Annotated in this window: 14 protein-coding genes; 9 read left to right on the top strand and 5 right to left on the bottom strand. The window is 67.7% G+C overall.

Annotation, left to right across the window (positions count from 1 at the left end):
• Positions 1–15: 15 nt before the first annotated feature.
• Complete coding sequence (locus tag WG901_RS11685; RefSeq protein WP_339587708.1) at positions 16–441, bottom strand: DUF3576 domain-containing protein; 426 nt, start codon at positions 439–441, stop codon at positions 16–18.
• Between the two features lie 302 nt (positions 442–743).
• Between WG901_RS11685 and WG901_RS11680 the strand changes: the two genes are divergently transcribed.
• From WG901_RS11680 to WG901_RS11670, 3 genes are all read left to right on the top strand, one after another.
• Positions 744–1502 (top strand): hypothetical protein, encoded by a 759-nt coding sequence (locus WG901_RS11680; RefSeq protein WP_339587241.1) that lies wholly within the window; start codon positions 744–746, stop codon positions 1500–1502.
• Positions 1503–1672: 170 nt separating this feature from the next.
• Positions 1673–2395: an acetoacetyl-CoA reductase gene (gene phbB, locus WG901_RS11675; RefSeq protein ID WP_339587240.1), complete on the top strand. Its 723-nt coding sequence runs from the start codon at positions 1673–1675 to the stop codon at positions 2393–2395.
• Between the two features lie 4 nt (positions 2396–2399).
• The gene (locus WG901_RS11670; RefSeq protein WP_339587239.1) at positions 2400–2639 is read left to right on the top strand and encodes a ribbon-helix-helix domain-containing protein; all 240 of its coding nucleotides are present in this window, start codon (positions 2400–2402) and stop codon (positions 2637–2639) included.
• 3 nt (positions 2640–2642) lie between these two features.
• Here WG901_RS11670 and WG901_RS11665 read toward each other — a convergent pair whose 3' ends face one another.
• Positions 2643–2888 (bottom strand): hypothetical protein, encoded by a 246-nt coding sequence (locus WG901_RS11665; RefSeq protein ID WP_339587238.1) that lies wholly within the window; start codon positions 2886–2888, stop codon positions 2643–2645.
• Positions 2889–2947: 59 nt separating this feature from the next.
• Complete coding sequence (murA, locus tag WG901_RS11660) at positions 2948–4231, bottom strand: UDP-N-acetylglucosamine 1-carboxyvinyltransferase (protein ID WP_339587237.1); 1284 nt, start codon at positions 4229–4231, stop codon at positions 2948–2950.
• A 304-nt stretch (positions 4232–4535) separates the two neighbouring features.
• Between murA and WG901_RS11655 the strand changes: the two genes are divergently transcribed.
• The 6 genes from WG901_RS11655 to WG901_RS11630 are packed head-to-tail and all read left to right on the top strand — an operon-like array spanning position 4536 to position 16355.
• A complete protein-coding gene (locus WG901_RS11655) occupies positions 4536–5852 on the top strand; it encodes a multiheme c-type cytochrome (protein WP_417603056.1) in 1317 nt (438 codons plus the stop codon).
• The gene (locus tag WG901_RS11650; RefSeq protein WP_339587235.1) at positions 5852–7870 is read left to right on the top strand and encodes a heme-binding protein; all 2019 of its coding nucleotides are present in this window, start codon (positions 5852–5854) and stop codon (positions 7868–7870) included. Before WG901_RS11655 ends, WG901_RS11650 begins: the two co-directional genes overlap by 1 nt.
• On the top strand, positions 7870–9792 hold the full coding sequence (locus WG901_RS11645) for a hypothetical protein (RefSeq protein ID WP_339587234.1): 1923 nt from the start codon (positions 7870–7872) through the stop codon (positions 9790–9792). Before WG901_RS11650 ends, WG901_RS11645 begins: the two co-directional genes overlap by 1 nt.
• Entirely contained in the window at positions 9792–13925 is a 4134-nt protein-coding gene (locus WG901_RS11640) for an LVIVD repeat-containing protein (RefSeq protein ID WP_339587233.1), read from the top strand. The genes WG901_RS11645 and WG901_RS11640 overlap by 1 nt, the downstream gene beginning before the upstream one ends.
• 18 nt (positions 13926–13943) lie before the next feature.
• On the top strand, positions 13944–15482 hold the full coding sequence (locus tag WG901_RS11635) for a DHA2 family efflux MFS transporter permease subunit (RefSeq protein WP_339587232.1): 1539 nt from the start codon (positions 13944–13946) through the stop codon (positions 15480–15482).
• A 54-nt stretch (positions 15483–15536) separates the two neighbouring features.
• The gene (locus WG901_RS11630; protein ID WP_339587231.1) at positions 15537–16355 is read left to right on the top strand and encodes an SDR family NAD(P)-dependent oxidoreductase; all 819 of its coding nucleotides are present in this window, start codon (positions 15537–15539) and stop codon (positions 16353–16355) included.
• On the opposite strand, the gene WG901_RS11625 is transcribed toward WG901_RS11630, so the two are convergent.
• Both WG901_RS11625 and WG901_RS11620 read right to left on the bottom strand, forming a co-directional pair.
• Positions 16352–17203, bottom strand: coding sequence for a phosphodiesterase (locus WG901_RS11625; RefSeq protein WP_339587230.1), 852 nt, complete (start codon positions 17201–17203; stop codon positions 16352–16354). The two genes, WG901_RS11630 and WG901_RS11625, sit on opposite strands and share 4 nt — an antisense overlap.
• A 34-nt stretch (positions 17204–17237) precedes the next feature.
• Positions 17238–18950: a cytochrome c3 family protein gene (locus tag WG901_RS11620; RefSeq protein ID WP_339587229.1), complete on the bottom strand. Its 1713-nt coding sequence runs from the start codon at positions 18948–18950 to the stop codon at positions 17238–17240.
• Positions 18951–18965 lie beyond the last annotated feature (15 nt).

Below are 18965 nucleotides of genomic sequence, written 5' to 3'. Positions count from 1 at the left end.
GATCTGCCTAAAGCCTTAACCGCCAATGGCGTTCCGGCGCAGATCGCGAGCCTTGGTGAGGATGATGTCCTCGAGCTTCTGCACGGTCGCCGCCTGGACGGGCGCGTCGATCCAGTTGACGCCCTGGGCGACCTGACGGCTCGCCGCGACGCGCAGGGCATCGGCGCGCAGGTCCTGGTCGAGGATCGTGACCGTCACCTTGACGCGCTCGCCCGGGTTCTGCGGGTTCGCATACCAGTCGGTCACGATGACGCCGCCGTTGCTGTCGGTCTGCACCAGCGGCATGAACGACAGCGCGTCGAGGCTGGCACGCCACAGGTAGGAATTGACGCCGATCGTCGTAACCTTCGAGGCGGCGATGTCCTGCCGCGCCAGCTCCTTCTTGCCGCCGCAGCCGGTCAGCGCGAGCGCGACCAACGCGGCAGCGCCGGCGCGCATCATCCAGCGCGAAGAAAAGGGACCGGTTTCAGTGCCGGTAACAGTGCTGGCCGTCATCGTCGTTTCCAAATCCTAGAGCCCAAATCCCTGAGCAAGGTTAGGCGGCCTTAGCCCGCGCCGCTGCAGCCTCTATAGCCGCGCCGCGCCGCGCGGCAAGTGCAGGCTCATTGTCGGCGCACGGCTAAACCCGTGCTGAACGGGGAACGCTGTCGAACGAAATCAGCCTGTGTTAAGGTTGCTTGCGCGAGTCTCTGTCCACAGAGTAGGTCGCGGCCGGCGCAAGGGTCGAACGAAGGGGAGTAACCATGGCCAGCGGATCGAAGAGCGGCATGACGGCCGGTCTCTGGCTCGCCGGCGCGGTTTCGTTGCTGGCGCTGCCCAGTGCCGTGCTCGCTTTCGCGACCGACTTCGAAGCCCAGTTCGCCCCCACCAGCGCGAGTTCGCTGCAGGCTATCGATTCCGCAGAGACACCACCGCGTCTGGCGCGCGCGATCCCGATCCGCTCGCTCGCCAAGGGATCGCTCTATCCGTTCACGCCGGCCGGCACGCCGAACCGGCCCGACCGCTCGGTCACCGTGGCCGTACGCGTCGATTCGGGCGCGCCGCAGATGATCTCGGTGCGCGGCATCCGCGTCCGCAACCTCGCCGACGCGGGCAGCGCGCCGCTGCGCATCGCGCCCACCGCCTTCAACCTGGGCGTGTCGCGGGGCTATCACAATTTCGCGCAGAACCTCGTGCCGCCGGCCGATGGACGCAAGCCGGACCTGGCCGACCTCAGCAAGTTCTCGATCGCCTCGGGCGGTGGGGCCGGCGCCGATCCCGCCTCGCGCCTGCGTCCGCGGATCGTCGTCGACGAGAAGCAGGCGGCCGGCCGCGCGCCGCGGACCTTCGCCGGCGACGGCGACGACCAGGTCGATGTCGGCGGCTCCTATCGCCTGACGCGCAACCTCAACGTCACCGCCGGCGTGCGCTATTCGCAGTCGGAGCGCGAGCGGCTTCACCCGCTGACCGACGGCAAGCAGGACAACCAGGCGGTCTACGTCGGCACACAGTTCCGCTTCTGATTTCGATCTCGCCGGTTACCGCCGGATCGGACACGACAGCCCTCTAAACCGTCATCACGCCATCATAAATTCTTCCGAATAGCGCGCACGCGATCACGCCCCGCATTGCCTTCGGGCGCGATCCGACGCATTCCTTCTACGGGAGGAGCGCAACAGCAGAAGGACAAGATATGGCGCGTGTGGCAGTCGTGACGGGCGGAACCCGGGGCATCGGCGAAGCGATCTCGCTGGTTCTCCAGGAACAGGGTTTCACCGTGGTCGCGAACTATGCGGGGAATGTCGAGAAGGCCAAGGCCTTCACCGAGCGGACAGGCATACCGGCGGTTCGCTGGGACGTGGGCGACCACGAGACGACGTTCCACAACTGCGTCGACATCGCGGCGCGCTTCGGCCCGATCGACGTCGTGGTCAACAACGCCGGCGTCACCCGCGACGGCGTGCTCCACAAGATGAGTTTCGACGACTGGAACGAGGTGATGCGCATCAACCTCGGCGGCTGTTTCAATATGGCCAAGGCCACTTTCCCCGGCATGCGCGACCGTGGCTGGGGCCGGATCATCAACATCGGCTCGATCAACGGCCAGGCCGGCCAGTACGGTCAGGTCAACTATGCCGCGGCCAAGTCGGGCATTCACGGCTTCACCAAGGCGCTCGCCCAGGAAGGCGCCAAGTTCGGCGTCACCGTCAATGCCATCGCGCCGGGCTACATCGACACCGACATGGTCGCCGCCGTGCCGGCGCCCGTGCTCGAAAAGATCGTCGCGAAGATCCCGGTCGGCCGCCTCGGCCACGCCGAAGAGATCGCCCGCGGGGTCGCCTTCCTCGCGTCCGAGGAAGCGGGCTTCGTCACGGGCTCGACGATGTCGATCAACGGCGGGCAGCACATGTATTGAGGCGGTGAGCGCGGCCTACCACCCCCCGGTCAAGCGATCGGTCGAGATCGCCGGTCACAAGACCTCGATCAGTCTCGAACCGCTGTTCTGGGATCTGTTGAAGCAGGCCGCGCAGGCAGAAGGCGTGCCGCTAAACGCGCTGGTCGCGCGGATCGACGTCGAGCGGATCGCGGCGGAAACGCCGCCCGGGCTCGCCAGCGCGATCCGCCTGTGGCTGGCCGATCGTCTGGCGAGCGATGCCTGATGGTCAGGTGAAGCGATTGGCCGCCGGCGGATCGCTGGCGGGATAGGACTCGTCGCTGGCCTCGTCGACCGCGTCCCACTGCGGCGGATCGCTGCGCATCGATTCGGGGCCGGCGTTGCGAACTTCGACCGGTCCCGGCGTCGATTCACCGCTGGCGAAAGCCGCGCGACGCAGCTCCTTTTCGCGCGTGGCGTAACGGTAGAGACCGTAACCCACGGCACCGGCGAAAGCGATCTGAAGCAAACCCATCGGAGCAACTCCTTGCTGTTTGCTCTTCAAAACGCGCCAGTCCGATTAAGGTTCTCGGCTCAATCGTCGCCGACGCGTTCGATATCGGCGCCGAGCAGCGCCAGCTTCTCCTCGAGCCGCTCGTAGCCGCGATCCAGGTGATAGAGCCGGTGCACCTGGGTCTCGCCCTCGGCGGCGAGACCGGCGATCACGAGGCTCATCGAGGCGCGCAAGTCGGTCGCCATGACTTCGGCGCCAGTCAGCTTGGGCACGCCGTGGACGATCGCGGTGCGGCCCGAGGTCTCGATCCGCGCGCCCATGCGGTTGAGTTCGGGCACGTGCATGTAGCGGTTCTCGAAGATCGTCTCGGTCAGCACCGAGGCGCCCTCGGCGCGGCAGAGCAGCGCCATGAGCTGCGCCTGCATGTCGGTGGCAAAACCGGGGTAGGGCGCGGTCGACAGATTCACCGCGCGCAGCGGTCCATCGGCAGCGACGTGCATGCCGCCATCGCGCGGCTCGACGCTGACACCCGCGTCGCGCAGCGCCTGGACGGTCGCTTCCATCTCCTCGATGACCGCGCCCTTGAGCGTGACCTCACCGCCGGTGATCGCCGCGGCGCAGGCGTAGGAGCCGGCCTCGATGCGATCCGACATCACGCGGTAGGTGGCACCGTGCAGCCGTTCGACGCCGTGGATCGTCAGGTCAGAGGTGCCGATGCCTTCGATCTGGGCGCCCATGGCGACGAGCATGTTGCACAGGTCGACGATCTCGGGCTCGCGCGCCGCGTTGTGCAGGGTCGACTTGCCGCGCGCGGTGACAGCGGCCATCAGCGCGTTCTCGGTCGCGCCGACCGACACCACCGGGAACGAGTAGCGCCCTCCGGGCAGGCCGCCGTCGGGCGCGATCGCGCGGACGTAGCCAGCGGCGAGCTCGATCGTCGCGCCGAGCGCTTCGAGCGCCTTGAGGTGCAGGTCGATCGGGCGGTTGCCGATCGCGCAGCCACCGGGCAGCGAAACGGTCGCCTCGCCCATGCGCGCGAGCATCGGGCCCAGCACCAGGATCGAGGCGCGCATCTTGCGTACCAGTTCGTAAGGCGCGATCGACGTGGTCATCCGCGTCGCCTGCAAGGTCATGACGCGGCCGAAGTCCTCGGGCCGCGAGCCTGCGATCGTCGTCGAGACGCCGAACTGGTTCATCAGATGCTGGAAACCGTCGATGTCGGCGAGCCGCGGCAGGTTGCGCAGGGTCAGCGGTTCGTCGGTCAGCAGGGCGCAAGGAAGCAGGGTGAGCGCGGCGTTCTTGGCGCCCGAGACGGGCAGGGTGCCGGCGAGGCGGTTGCCGCCACGGATGATGATCTTGTCCATCGCGTCGCCTTAGCGCGAAACGGGGCGCGGGCAAACGTGCCCGCGGCGCGAAGCGAAAAGAACCGTGCAAGGCGTCGGAATTGCTTGACGAAAGCGTGCTCGGCGCGAGAAAAGCCAAGCACTGCGCAAGGAACTGTGCGCTTCATCACACGGGTCGATGCCGTCGTCTGCAATAAGGCGGTAACAACTTGAAGATGTAGCGGAGCGGCTTCGCGCAGCACCGGGGGGTGAAAACATGATGAGGGCAGCGGTACAAGACGCAGCGAACGGACGGCGTGCCGTGGCGCATCTGCGCGTCTTGGCGATGCTGGCATTGCTGACAGTGCTGCTGCTCGCCTCGGCCGCCTGGGCCGGCGGCACCTTCCAGGGCGTGGCGAGCTGCGCCGGTTCGACCTGCCACGGCCGCAGCGAAGGTGACGGCAAGGTCGTCCGCCAGGACGAGCTCATGCAGTGGCAGGAGCCTTCGAGCAAAGGCGGCGCGCACAGCCGCGCCTATGCCGCCCTGACCAGCCCGCGCGGCCAGAAGATCCTTTCGGCCTTGAGCCTGGGCAAAGCCGAGAGCGCCTCGGCCTGCCTCGGCTGTCATGCGACCAATGCCGGCGCGGGCGAGCGCGGCGGGCGCTTTCGGCTGACCGACGGCGTCGGCTGCGAATCGTGCCACGGCGCCGCTTCGGGCTGGATCTCGAGCCACTATGCCGTGCCGGCGACCCACGTCTCGAACATCGCGCAGGGCATGATCCCGCTCGAGAATCCCAAGGCGCGCGCTTCGGTCTGCCTCGATTGCCACTTCGGCAGCAGCAAGACCGGCCAGTTCGTGACCCATTCGATGATGGCCGCGGGCCACCCGCGTGTCGCTTTCGAACTTGACCTGTTCTCCGACCTCCAGCGCCACTGGGACGACGATGCCGACTATCGCCAGCGCAAGGGCCGCGGCGATTCGGTCCGCCTCTGGGCGGTCGGCCAGGCCGAGGCCGTACAGCGCTCGCTGTCGCTGTTCCAGCAGCCGCAGTTCGCCAGCGAAGGGATCTTCCCCGAGTTCTACTTCTACGACTGCCACTCGTGCCATCGTTCGATCGACGATCAGCCGAACCGGGCGCGCACCTTCGAGACCAATCCCGGTCGCCCGATGACATTCGGCCTGCCGCCCTACAACGACGAGAACATCATCATGCTCTCGGCCGTCGCCCAGGTGCTGGCACCAGGCCAGGCAGGCGCCTTCGACGCCGCCAGCCGCCAGTTCCACGCGGCGATGGGCGAAGGTCGGCCGCAGGCGGTCGCTGCCGCGAGCAGGCTGCGCGCCGCCGCCGCCTCGCTCTCGAGCGCTCTGGCCGCACGCCAGGGCAGCGCCGACAGTGCCTTCGCCGTGGTCGACGCGATCGCCGGACGCGTGATCGCGCCGCGCTTCACCGACTATACCGGTTCGGCCCAGGCCGTGATGGCGGTCGACACGCTGCTCAATTCCATGGTCCGACAGGGCCGCGTCACGGTGGGCGCGGCGGCGGGCATCCGCGCCAACATCAACCGCGCCTATGCCGCGGTCGCGAGCCCATCGTCCTATGACCCACCGGCCTTCCGCGCTGCGCTGGGCCAGGCCGCCGGCGCCATCGGGAGCCTGCGCTGATGCGAGCATTTCGCCGCAAGACCACGCACCTCGCGGGCACCCTGCTGGCGACGACCTCGCTGCTGCTCGCGGCCTGCGGCGGCAGTGACAGCGGCACACCCACGCCCGTCGCCACACAGAGCCCCGCCCCCACGCCGACCCCGACCACGGGTAGCGTGTTCCAGGTGCCCGCCGCCGCCAACCTGACCGTCGCCGATATCCAGAAGGTGATCAGCCAGGGCGTGGCCGAGGCTCAGGCGCAGAACTTCAAGGCCGGCTTCGTCGTGATCGACCGCGTCGGCAACGTGCTCGCGGTCTTCGCCATGACCGGCGCCGATCTCACCTTGAAGACCCCGCCCGCGCCCGACGGCAACAGCACCGATCTGCAGAACCTGAACCTGCCGGCCCCCGCCGCACTGGCCGGCGGCATCTCCAAGGCGCTGACCTCATCCTACTTCTCGTCGGTCGGCGGCGCCTTCTCGAGCCGCACCGCCAACGACATCGTCCAGGCCAACTTCCCGCCCTCGGCGATCACCAAAGGTTTCGAGAGCGGCGCGCTGTTCTCGGTCCAGCTGAGCCAGCTGCCCTGTTCGGACGTGTCGCGCCGCTTCCTCGGCGTCGGCGTGCCCGGCAATCTCGCGGGCACCCATCGCGGGCCGCTGGGTGTGGGCGCCGATGCCGGCGCCTTCCCGCTCTACAAGGACGGCGCCGTGGTCGGCTCGATCGCGGTGGTCGGCGACGGCATCTACGGCTTCGACAGCGAATACCGCGAGCGCGACGCCGACCTGCGCGAGGAAACCGTCGCGCTCGCCGCTACGCGCGGCTTCGAGCCCAAAGATGAAATCCGTGCCGATCGCATCTCGATCGACGGCACCCTGCTGCGCTATTCCGAGGCCAGTCCGGCCGATTTCAAGAGCAGCGCCTCCGCGGTACCCAGCTTCGCCGCGATCAACGGCCCGATCGGCACTCTCGTCTCGGTCCGCGGCTATTTCGACGCCGCCACGGGCATCGTCGCCGGCGCGGTCTACGGCGCCGAGGAATCGGGCGTGCGCCCGGCCAAGGCATCGGACGGCTACAGCGATTCGGACATCTGGGTGGTCAGCGACGGCCAAGGCAACACGCGCTACCTGCCCAAGGCGGGCACCGATGCCGGCGCCGTCACCCAGCCGCTGACCGCCAACGAAGTGCGCACGCTTCTGGTGGAAGCCTTCAACATCCAGCGCCGCGCCCGCGCGCAGGTGCGCCGCCCGGTCGACAACCGCGCGCAGAACACGATCGTCGTGGTCGACACCAATGGCGAGGTCCTGGGCCTGGTCCGCGGCCCCGATGCGCTGGTCGACGCGATCGACGCCGTGCCGCAGAAGGCGCGCACGGCGATGTTCTTCTCGAGCACATCAGCTGCCGCTGATCTCGCCGCGAACGGCGATCCGGCCGTGGCGCCGTTCCTGACCGCGACGCGCAGCTTCCTCAACGATCCGACCGCGCTGACGGGCAAGATCGCCTTCTCGGGCCGCGCCATAGGCAACCTCTCGCGCCCCAACTTTCCCGATGGCGAGGCCGGGCGCCCGAACGGACCGCTGTCGGTCCCCGAATCGCGCTTCTCGATCTTCTCGACCGGGCTCCAGTCCAAGCTGGTGACACCCGACATCGTGCGCCACATCGAATGGATCCTCGGCGCGCGGCCGACCGACGTGCCGCAGACCTGCTCGCAGAGCCCCGTGGTGCCCGCGACCGCGCGCAATCGCATCAACAACGGCATCACGCTGTTCGGCGGCGGCGTGCCGATCTACCGCAACGGCCAGCTCGTCGGCGCGATCGCCGCCTCGGGCGACGGCGACGACCAGAGCGACATGATCGCCTTCCTCGGCCTGGTGAACGCCGGGCTCAAGCTCGGCAGCCTCGGCCCGCCGACCCCCGCGATCCGCTCGGACACGATCGTCGTTCCCGTGGGCAGCGGCAGCCAGCGACTGACTTTCATCGCCTGCCCCTTCGCGCCGTTCATCGACACGTCGCAACAGAACGTCTGCGAGGGCTTCTGATGACCGCCCTGGCGCTCTCGCTGCCGCTTCTGCTGGCCCAGCCTGCCGGCGCGGCCGTGGCGAACGAGGCTCCGGCCGAGCCGGCGCCCGATGCGGCCGCTGCGCCGGCTCCCGCCGAACCGGCAAGGACCGAGGCTGCGGCAAGCGAACCCAACATCATCGCCGCGCCGGGCATCGATCCCGCGCCGGGCGACGTCGATTCCGGACGCATCGATGGCCGTCGTCGCCCCGGTCAGGATCCGCGTCTGCCCGACCGGATCACCCAGGAGAACGCCGGCGCGCTGCGTGCCCCGCCACCCGAGGCCTTTCCCGCGGACCAGATACCGATCCCCGATCGCTGGCGCCTGATCCAGTCGCTCGGCGTGGTCAAGGAACGCTGGTTCGATCCCTACCACCAGAACACCTACAAGGGTGACCGGCCGATCGACCGCGAGAAGGTGAAGTGGCTGCCGATCACGGGCGAGGACTGGTTCTTCGTCGCCAATCTGGTTTCGGACACCGTGGTCGAGCCGCGCAGTTTCCCGATCCCGGTCGGCATCCAGTATCCCGAACGCCCGGGTAGCAACGATGTCTTTGGCAAGGACTCCAGCCTCGTGCTGTCGCAGACCTTCATCGGCGGCGTCGCGCTGATCAAGGGGCAGACCGCCTACAAGCCGCCCGACATCGAATACCGCGTCACCCTGGCCTACAACATGAACTACGCGCGGGTTCCCGAGCGGCGCCTCCTCTACGTCGAGCCGTCGCGGGGGCGCACGCGCTTCGACGACTTCCTGGGCGTGCAGGAAGCCTTCATCGACTATCACCTGCACAACTCGTCCGACCGCTACGACTTCCACTCGATCCGCGTCGGCATCCAGCAGTTCCAGGCGGACTTCCGCGGTTTCCTGTTCAACGACAACCAGCTCGGCTTCCGCCTGTTCGGCAACCGGGACAACAACCGCTTCCAATACAACCTGTCGGCCTGGTGGCGTCTCGAGAAGGACACCAATTCGGGCCTCAACGACGTGACCCAGGGCCTGCGCAAGGACTGGATCTTCCACGCCAACCTCTATCGCCAGGACTTCCCCTTCGTCGGCCTGACAAGCGAGCTTTCGGCCACGGTCAACATCAACCGCGAAGGCGGCGACGTGGAGATCGACGACAACGGCTTCCCCGTGCGACCGGCACTGATCGGCAATCTCAAGGGTCGCGACTACGACGTCGCCTATATCGGCTACGGCGTCGACGGACGCCTCGGTCGCCTGAACCTGACCGCCTTCGCCTATGCCGCGCTGGGCGAGGACCGCAACAACGTGTTCACCGGCCGCGAGGCCGAGATCCGCGCCTATTTCGGCGCCGCCGAGCTGAGCTACGACAAGGATTGGATGCGCTTCCGCCTGTCGGGCCTCTATGCCACCGGCGACGACGATCCGTTCGATGACACCGAGAAGGGCTTCGACGCGATCTTCGAGAACCCGATCTTCGCGGGGGCCGATACCTCCTACTGGATCCGCCAGGCAGTGCCCTTCATCGGCGGCGGCCGCGCGATCGGCCTGACCGGCCGCAACGGCGTGCTCAATTCGCTTCGCTCGTCGAAGGAACAGGGCCAGTCGAACTTCATCAATCCCGGCACCATGCTGCTCGGTGCCGGCGGCGATTTCGACATCACGCCGCAGCTGCGCATCTCGGCCAATGCCAACCACCTGTGGTTCGAGAACACCAAGGTGCTCGAAACGCTGCGCAGCGAGGGTTCGATCCCCAAGGCGATCGGCTGGGATCTCTCGGCCGCCGCGGTCTGGCGGCCCAAGGCCACCCAGAACCTGGTCTTCCGCCTGTCCGCCGCGACGCTACGCCCCGGTGGCGGCTTCCGCGATCTCTTCACCAATTTCGACCGGAACCGAGCCTACTACTCGGTGCTGGCCAACGTGATCCTGAGCTACTGATGCGGCTGGTTAGACCCCTCCTTCTCCTGCTGGGCCTGCTGGTCCTGGCGATCGTCCCGGCCAGCCTGACGCGCGCGTCGGAGGGCGAGAAGCCCGTCATGCGCGACTATTCCAAGGTCCGCGTCGGCCCCGCCCCCGCCCAGCAGACCACGGCCATGGTACTCGCCAAGTCCGAGGGCTGCCTGTCTTGCCACGTCAAGACCGACGCGCCGACGATGCACGTGACCGAAGCGGTCCAGCTCGGCTGCACCGACTGCCATGGCGGCGACGCGGTCAACCGCGCGGCCTGGGGCAAGCCCGAGCTCGGCTACGAGAGCGCGTTCAACCGCGCGGCGATGGAGAAGGCGCACGTCCTGCCCAAGTATCCCGAGGGCTGGCACTATCCCTCGTCGGCCAATCCGGCGCGCTCCTACACCCTGCTCAACCGCGAGAGCCCCGAATTCGTCCGCTTCGTCAATCCGGGCGACTATCGCGTCGCGCGCGAATCCTGCGGGGCCTGCCACCTGCCGGTGATCGAGGCGGCCGAGCGCTCGCTGATGGCCTCGGGCGCGATGCTGTTCGGCGGCGCGGCCTACAACAACGGCATCGTGCCGTTCAAAAACTACATCTTCGGCGAGGCCTATACCAAGGACGGCGTCGCCGCGAAGATCGTCTCGCCGGGCAACCCGCCGGGCGAGCTGACCGAAGCGCAGAAGGCGCGCGGCGCGCTGGCCGCGCTCTATCCGCTGCCGCGCTGGAACGTGATCCCGCCGGGCGACGTGTTCCGCGTGTTCGAGCGCGGCGGCCGCAACATCTCGACCCAGTTCGCCGAAGTCGGCCTGCCCAATCCGACGGGCTCGATCCAGCGCTTGGAAGAACCGGGCCGCCCCGATCTCAAGCAGTCGAGCCGCGGCCCGGGCACCGGCCTGCGCGTGTCGATCCCCGTGCTCAACATCCACAAGACGCGCCTCAACGATCCCTACACCTGGTTCATGGGCACCAACGATCAGCCGGGCGACTATCGCCACTCGGGCTGCACGAGCTGCCACGTGATCTACGCCAACGACCGCGAACCGCGGCACAGCCTGATCTACGCCTCGCTCGGTCGCGACGGGCAGACGATCACGGTCGACCCGACGATCGCCAACAAGCTCAAGCACGATGACGGGCATGGCGAAAAGCACGGCGGGGATCACGGCAAGAGCGACCACGGCGCGCTGAAGACCGGCCACGAGGGTGAGCACGGCGACGGACATGGCGACGAAAAGGCCGCGCCCGAGAAGGAATCGGGCCACCCGCTCCAGCACGTCTTCACCCGCGCGATCCCGACCGCACAGTGCATGAACTGCCACATGCACCAGCCGAACATCTTCCTGAACTCGTACCTCGGCTACACGATGTGGGACTACGAGTCCGACGCGCCGAAGATGTGGCCCGAGAAGCAGCACTACCCGACCGCCGCCGAAGTCCGCGAAGTCAACGAGCGCAACCCCGAAGGTGCGGCGCCGCGCGGCAAGTGGGGCGACATCGACTTCCTGCGCAACGTCTACGACGTCAACGAGACCGCCAAGGACACGCAATTCGCCGATTATCACGGGCACGGCTGGAACTTCCGCGGCATCTTCAAGCGCGACCGCGAAGGCAACCTGCTCGACGCCGAAGGCAACATGGCGACCTACGGCACCGACACGGCGCACATCGTCGATCCCAACGATCCCGAGAAGTGGCGCAAGGCCGGCGAAGGCAAGTTCGTCGAGCCCGGCGTCAACCCCGGCAAGACCGTCCACCTGATGGACATCCACGCCGAGAAGGGCCTCCAGTGCGCCGACTGCCACTATGCGCAGGACAGCCACGGCAACGGCCTGATCTATGGCGAGGTCGCCAACGCGGTCGAGATCGGCTGCAAGGACTGCCACGGCACGGCCGACGACTATCCCACCCTGCTGACCTCGGGCCCGGCCGCGCCGCCCAAGGGCACCAACCTGGCGCTGCTGCGCAATCCCGACGGCCAGCGCCGCTTCGAATGGAGCACCGACAACTTCGGTCGCAAGGTGCTGATCCAGCGCTCGATCGTCGATCCGCGGCTCTCGTGGCAGGTCAGCCTGGTCAAGGACGCGGTCGATCCGACCTCGCCCAACTTCAACCCCAAGTCCGCGCGCGCCAAGCTGATGAGCGCGAAGGGCGCTGAGGACGGCAAGTTCGCCTTCGGCCCCGGCGTGCCGCTGTCCGAGCGCGCGCACAAGACCGACGAGGTCGCCTGCTTCACCTGCCACCTGTCCTGGACTACGAGCTGCGGCGGCTGCCACCTGCCGATCGAGGCGAACTGGAAAACCACGATGCACCACTACGAGGGTGAGGAGACGCGAAACTTCGCGACCTACAACCCGCAGGTGGCGCGCGACGAGATGTTCCAGCTCGGCAAGCACATGACGACCAAGGGCAACCAGACCGCACCGATCCGCTCGACCTCGGCGCTGGTGCTGTCCTCGACCAACGTCAACCGCGAGCGTATCTACATCCAGCAGCCGCCGATCAGCGCGATCGGCTTCTCGAGCCAGGCCTTCGCGCCGCACTTCCCGCACACGGTGCGGCTCAACGAGACCAAGACCTGCACCGATTGCCACCTGTCGGACAAGGACGACAACAACGCGATCATGGCGCAGGTCATGCTGCTCGGCACCAATTTCGTGAACTTCGTCGGCATGAACGCCTGGACCGGCCTCGAAGGCGGGTTCGAGGCGGTGCGCGTCACCGAATGGGACGAGCCGCAAGCGGTGATCGGCTCCTACCTGCAGAAGTACGCCTATCCCGACTTCTACAAGCTCCACGTCGAGCAGAACGGCCGCGAGCTCAAGAACTGGACGCGCGGCAAGAATTTCGACCGCAAGCTCTCGGGCGAAACCCACGCGCTCGAGCAGTTCCGCAATGTCGTCCAGTCCACCCGCGACAAGGTCGGCTGCCTGCAGATGCGCGGCGAATACATGTTCGTTGCGGAGGGCCGCGGCGGCTTCAAGGTCTACGACATCGCCTCGATCGCTAACAAGGGGTTCTCCGACGCCATCGTCTCGGCGCCGTTCTCGCCGCTCGGCCAGAAGAACCACGTCGGAACCAGCAACGCCACCTGCATGGCGATCCCGACCAACCAGGCGATCGCACCGACGCGCAGCACGCCCGAGCTGCGCCGAATGAACCAGGAACAGCCGTTCAGCCCGATCTACAACTACGCTTTCGTCACCGACAGCGTCGAAGGCCTGATCGCGGTCAACGTCGATACCTTCGCCGACGGCGAGTTCCGCAACAACGACCTCAAGCGCGCGCTGACCTTCAATCCCGACGGCGCGCTGACCGGCGCGCGGCATATCACCCTGGCGGGCGACTATGCCTATGTCGTCACCGACAGGGCGCTGGTCACGGTCCACCTGACCAAGCCCTGGTCGCGCGAAACGCCCTGCGAGATCGGCAAGGACGAGACCTGCCTCGCCCCCGAGATCACCAGCGTCACCCCGCTCAGCGATCCGCGCGCGACCGCCGTGCAATTCCGCTACCTCTGGGTCACCACGGCCAACGGGCTCGAGCTGTTCGACGTGACCAAGCTGGCGAGCCCCGTGCACCAGCCCTCCGCCACGGTGCCCCTGGCCGACGCCCGCCGCATCTATCTCGCCCGCACCTATGCCTATGTCGCGGCCAAGCGCGACGGCCTGGTGATCGTCAACATCACCCGCCCGCACGCCCCGACGATCTACCAGAAGGTCACCTTCGACGGGCAGCTCAACGACGCCGAGGACGTGATCGTCGGTTCGACCAACGCCTCGCTCTTCGCCTATGTCGCCGACGGGCGGAACGGCCTCAAGGTGCTCCAGCTGACCTCGCCGTCGAGCCAGCCGAACTTCTACGGCTTCTCGCCCGCGCCCAAGCCCGAACTGATCGCCTGGGCCAAGACCCCCTCGCCGGCGCTGGCACTGTCGAAGGGCCTGGACCGCGACCGCGGGGTCGACGAGACCGGCGGCCAGATCGCCGTGTTCGGCCGCCTCGGCTCGCGGCCCTTCACCCGGCCCGAGATGGAAAAGCTGTTCATGACCGGCAAGGGCGCGCCCTTCAAGGTGACCGACGAGGTCGACATGTCGGCCTGGGTTCCCCTCGCCTACCGGAAGTAGGCACCGCAGGAACCGGCAATGGCCAGTCAGCCCGCAACCCTGGCGCAGCCGCTGCTGTCGCCCAACCTGCTCTGGCCGGCGGCTTTCGTGCTCGCCTTCAGCAATTTCATCGTCGTGCTCGACATGACCGTGGCCAATGTCTCGGTGCCGCACATCGCCGGCAGCCTTGGCGTCTCGCTGAACCAGGGCTCCTGGGTGATCACCTCCTATTCGGTGGCCGAGGCGATCACCGTGCCGCTGACCGGCTGGCTTGCCGGACGCTGGGGTTCGCTGCGCATGTACCTGCTGGCGATGACGGGCTTCGGCCTGTTCTCGCTGCTTTGCGGCTCGTCGGTCACGCTCGAGATGATGGTCGTCTGCCGCGTCGCCCAGGGGCTCTGCGGCGGCCTCGTCATGCCGCTCGCGCAGACCTTGCTCTTGCGCATCTTCCCGGTGGAACAGCGGCCCAAGGCCATGCTGCTCGCGGCGATGACGACGATGCTTGGCCCCGCGCTCGGGCCGAACGTCGGCGGGCTGATCAGCGACAATGCCTCGTGGCACTGGATCTTCCTCATCAACATCCCGCTGGTCATGGGCTGCGTCATTGCCGCGCGCACGCTGCTGCCGCCGGCCGAAACGCCGACGCGCAAGCTGCCGATCGACGTTGTCGGCCTCTGCCTGATGCTGACCTGGGTCTGCAGCCTGCAGCTGATGCTCGACATCGGCCGCGAGCATGACTGGTTCGACGATCCGCTGATCGTCGCACTGGCCTGCCTGGCCGGAGTCGGTTTCATCGCCTTCCTGATCTGGGAACTGACCGACGAGCATCCGGTGGTCGATCTGCGTGTATTCCGCCATGGCGGTTTCACCTTCGGCGTGATCGCGCTGTCGCTGTGCTTCGGCGCCTATTTCGCCTCGATCGTGCTGATCCCGCAGTGGTTGCAGAGCTCTATGGGCTATCCGGCGATGCTCGCGGGCTTCGTCACCTCGTGCACGGCGCTGACGGCGCTGACCACGTCCCAGCTCGCCTCCAAGGCCCTGGCGCGCGGGATCGACGCGCGGCTGCTGGTCTCGCTCGCAGTCGCCTGGCTCGGCTGCATGGCACTGGTCCGCGCGACCTGGACCAGCGAGACCGACTTCTGGGCCCTGGCCGCGCCACAACTGATCCAAGGCTTCGGCATGAGCTTCTTCATGCTGCCACTGACGACGATCTCGCTCGGCTCGGTGCCGATGGAAGAGACCGCCACGGCCGCGGGCATCCAGAACTTCGTACGCACCCTGGCGGTCGGCGTCGCCACGGCGCTGGTACTGTCGGTCCAGGGCAACACCCAGCAGGAAGCGCGCAGCGAGATCGCCGGCAAGCTCCAGCCCGACGAGACCCTGCGCACGCTGTCGGGCGCCGGCTTTAGCGATCAGGGCGCCACAGCCTATATCGCGAACCTGGTCGATCGCGAGGCGACCACCCTGGCGGTAGATCACGTGTTCTGGATCACCGCCGCGGTGTTCTTCCTTTGCGCCGTCGTCGTCTGGTTCGCCCCGAGGCCCAAGGGTTTCGGCGGCCCGCCCAAGGCGCATTGACGCGGCACCGCGATCGGCCCGACAATCGAGCAAACGCTCAATTGGGGAATCGGGATGCCTGCCAAGACCTGGATGATCACCGGCTGTTCGACCGGCTTCGGCCGCGCGCTGGCCGAACTGCTACTGACGCGCGGCGAACGGGTCGTGGCGACCGCACGCAGGCCCGAGACCTTGGCAGAACTCGTCGCCTCCCACGGCGACCGCGCGCTGGCCCTGCCGCTCGACATTACCGACGGCGACAGCATCACTGCGGCCGTGGCCGCGGCGAGCGACCGCTTCGGCGCGATCGACGTGCTCGTGAACAATGCCGGTTACGGCGGGCTAGGCACGGTCGAGGATGCGCCGCTGAGCGAAGCCCGCGCCATGTTCGAGACCAATATCTTCGGCACACTCGCCATGACCAAGGCCGTGCTGCCCGCGATGATCGCACGGCGGAACGGCCAGATCGTCATGATCGGTTCGGTCGCAGGGCAGATCGGCTTCCCCGCGCTCGCGCACTATTCGGCCTCGAAGTTCGCGCTCGCCGGGCTGACCGAATCGCTCGCCGCCGAAGTCGCGCCGCTCGGCATCGCGGTGACCCTGGCCGAGCTCGGCCCTTTCGCCACCCATTTCACCAGCTCGATGGGCATGACCGCGCCGTCGGCGCACTACGATCTCGGTGCCCTCTCTGTCGCGGCGGGCAATTCGCAATGGGGCGCGGGTGACGATCCCGCGGATGGCGCCGCGGCCTTGCTGGCAGCGCTCGCGGCCCCCGAGCCGCCGCGACGCCTGATCCTCGGTCAGCCAGGCCTCGACGTCGTCGCGCTGCACGAAGGGCGCCGGACAGCCGAGCGCGCGCAATGGCTTGCCGTGTCCCGGCTGGAAATTCCCTAAGCTTCGCGGCGCTCGGCCATCATGCCCTTGATCATCGGCTGCAGCCCGCGGTCGAAGCGGGCCAGGGCGACGTGCCGCCCGACGGCCTCGAAATGGGTCATCAGGTTGCGTCCGTCCCAGCGGTGCAAGGCGTAACCGGGCAGTTCGTCGGTGATCAGCTCGCGCTGGTCGGGCCGGTCCTCGTCGATCGGAGTCAGGTCCAAGGCCACGGCCGGCGCGGTCGAGGGGCAGACGCTCAGCGACAGGCCCTGCCACTGCGTGTGGATCGTGCGATGGAGATGCCCGGCGATGATCCCGCGCACCTGGTCAAAGCCCGTCACCGCGCTGGTGAAGCGCGCGATCCAGGGTTCGTCCGCCGCGCTGTCGAGCCAGGTGATGCCCGATTCGATCGGCGGGTGGTGCATGACGATGAAGGTCGGCGTCGCGCGATCGCGCGCGAGCTGATCGCGCAGCCAGGCCACCCGCGCCGCGCAGAAGGCGCCGCCGTGGCGCCCGGGCTCGAGCGTATCGAGCACGATCAGCCGCAGGCCGGCGAGCGCGATCGCATAGTGGACGAAACCGCCGTCGATCGGCGTATCGGGGAAGGCGGCGACGAGTTCGGCGCGATCGTCGTGATTGCCGACCATCGCGTGGACCGGAAAAGGACAGTCCGCGACCGCGGCCGCCAGCCGCGCGTAGGAGTCGGGATCGCCCGCCTCGGTCAGGTCACCCGTCATCAGCAACAGGTCGGGGCGGTTGGGGCCCTGGGTCAGCCGCGCGATCACCGCGCGCAGCCGCTGCATGTTGAGCTCGTCGGGATTGTCCCGGTCGAAGCCGATGTGAACGTCGGTGATCTGGGCGATCAGCACGCGCGCCTCGCTTTCTCCGACCGGCTCGGGATTCTCAGGTCTTGTCCTGCTTCGTCCCGCGCGGGGCACCTTGCGTGGGGTGATAGCCGTGACACATCGCGCAACCCGAAGGCACCTTGGCCCGCCGATCGTCGCCGCCCATGTGACAGGTCCGACAGGACGCCAGGTTGGGCAGCAGCACGTCCGATGACGTGGAGGATTTCTCCGCGGAATGGCACGAGGTGCACTTCTCCTGCGCGTGCGCCTTATGGTTGAACCAGCCATCTGACATGAAGCGTGCGGTCTGCCGCACCGGGACGACCCCGGGCCGGCCGCCCTGCATGGTCGGCGTATGGCACTCGCCGCAGACGCCGTCCTTCGACAGAGCCTGCTGGAAAGTGGAACTGGTATAGCGCGGCGGTGCGAAGTCGATGTGGTAATTACCACCAACTCCGAATTGTCCGGGGCGCTCGCGCGGGGCGGCGACGGGCGGGTTGTAGCCCGATACCGCGAGATCGGCGATCATCTGGTCGACATCGCCATGCCGCAGCCGCCGTACGGTGCCGCCGACGTTGTCATAGGCCAGACTGTGACAGCCCTCGCAATCGCGCTCCATGTCGATCGGCTTGAAGCGGATGCCCTCCTCGGTCGGACGGTGGCAGTTCGAGCACTGCAGCCCGGCCCGGCCATAGTCGCGCTCCCGCCCGATCGAGGCAGCCATTCGCGCGGCGCCGCCCAGCGGATCGAGGTGCAGCTTGTGCGGGAAGGTCAGGCCGTTGTTTTCCTTGGGATGCCCGTCGAGCGACATCGGCACCGACTTGCCCGCGACCGGATCGGTGACCACGGCCGGGGTGAACTGCGGGTGCAGCAGGCCAAAGTCGGCGGCATTGCCGAGCCGTGTGTCGGCCAGCCGGGTCTTGAGATCTTCGTGGCAATCGGCGCAGAACTGCTGTGCCGGAGCGGCCATGCGCGTCGCGCCTTCGTGTTCGGTGTGGCAATCGGCGCAGGCCCCGGGCCCTTCCTTGCCGAAGCTGTGCGCCACGGCCCAGAGCAGCCGCTCGCCGAGCGGACCGTTACCGCCGCGCGCGAGCGCCAGTCGCGCCGGGCTGGCGTGATCGTGAACCGTCTTGTGGCACGACATGCAGGTCGCATCCTGCACGGGCTGGAATGGCTTGACGTGGCAGGCCGTGCAGTTCTGTTCGAGCGAATGGTGCGCGAGGCTGAGCGCGCCCGCGCTCCAGGCCTTGTCGCCGCGCACCGCGACCTTGGGATTGGCCTGGTGCACCAGGTTGAAGAAGACCGGGATCGCCAGGAAGGCGAGCAGGATCAACGCCCCGAAGATCCAGGCCATGCGGCGCTTGCCCGGCATCGCCGCGGCCAGCGAGAAGCGCGCCTTGTCGTCGGCCGCCTCGCCCGGATCCTGGCTCGCGACCTGGGCGATCGTGATCAGCGGAATGCCGTCGGCATCGCGCGAGATGGTGAGGTTATAGGACCCGAAGCGCAGTTCGGCGCCGCGCGCCGGGTCGATCACGGTTTCCTGGCTCGCCACGCCGTCGACGCCGAAACCCAGCGTGCCGAGCGCCGTGACCTCGAGCAGATCGCCGTTGCGCTCGATCGCCGCGTGATGGGGATCGATCGCCAAGTCGGGCAGATGAACGTCGTTCTCCGCCGCACGGCCGATCGTCAGCCGGCTCGCCGCGAGGTCGCGGTCGCGCACGATCTGCCGGCCGTCCGCCGTGACGTCGATCGTTCTAAGCCTGAATGTCATGCCCCCCGGTCCATC

This window comes from Novosphingobium anseongense, from assembly GCF_037482895.1.
GTDB classification, from domain to species: Bacteria; Pseudomonadota; Alphaproteobacteria; order Sphingomonadales; family Sphingomonadaceae; genus Novosphingobium; species Novosphingobium anseongense.
Note: the sequence above shows the minus strand (reverse complement) of the source record. Positions and strands in the feature narration are given on the sequence as shown.

Bases quoted from the DNA above. Each gene is read 5' to 3' on its own strand.
- WG901_RS11665 (WP_339587238.1), bottom strand. From the start codon at position 2,888: ATGGGTTTGCTTCAGATCGCTTTCGCCGGTGCCGTGGGTTACGGTCTC.
- WG901_RS11680 (WP_339587241.1), top strand. From the start codon at position 744: ATGGCCAGCGGATCGAAGAGCGGCATGACGGCCGGTCTCTGGCTCGCC.
- WG901_RS11650 (WP_339587235.1), top strand. From the start codon at position 5,852: ATGCGAGCATTTCGCCGCAAGACCACGCACCTCGCGGGCACCCTGCTG.
- murA (WP_339587237.1), bottom strand. From the start codon at position 4,231: ATGGACAAGATCATCATCCGTGGCGGCAACCGCCTCGCCGGCACCCTG.
- WG901_RS11640 (WP_339587233.1), top strand. From the start codon at position 9,792: ATGCGGCTGGTTAGACCCCTCCTTCTCCTGCTGGGCCTGCTGGTCCTG.
- WG901_RS11685 (WP_339587708.1), bottom strand. From the start codon at position 441: ATGATGCGCGCCGGCGCTGCCGCGTTGGTCGCGCTCGCGCTGACCGGC.
- WG901_RS11620 (WP_339587229.1), bottom strand. From the start codon at position 18,950: ATGACATTCAGGCTTAGAACGATCGACGTCACGGCGGACGGCCGGCAG.
- phbB (WP_339587240.1), top strand. From the start codon at position 1,673: ATGGCGCGTGTGGCAGTCGTGACGGGCGGAACCCGGGGCATCGGCGAA.
- WG901_RS11635 (WP_339587232.1), top strand. From the start codon at position 13,944: ATGGCCAGTCAGCCCGCAACCCTGGCGCAGCCGCTGCTGTCGCCCAAC.
- WG901_RS11630 (WP_339587231.1), top strand. From the start codon at position 15,537: ATGCCTGCCAAGACCTGGATGATCACCGGCTGTTCGACCGGCTTCGGC.
- WG901_RS11655 (WP_417603056.1), top strand. From the start codon at position 4,536: ATGCTGGCATTGCTGACAGTGCTGCTGCTCGCCTCGGCCGCCTGGGCC.
- WG901_RS11645 (WP_339587234.1), top strand. From the start codon at position 7,870: ATGACCGCCCTGGCGCTCTCGCTGCCGCTTCTGCTGGCCCAGCCTGCC.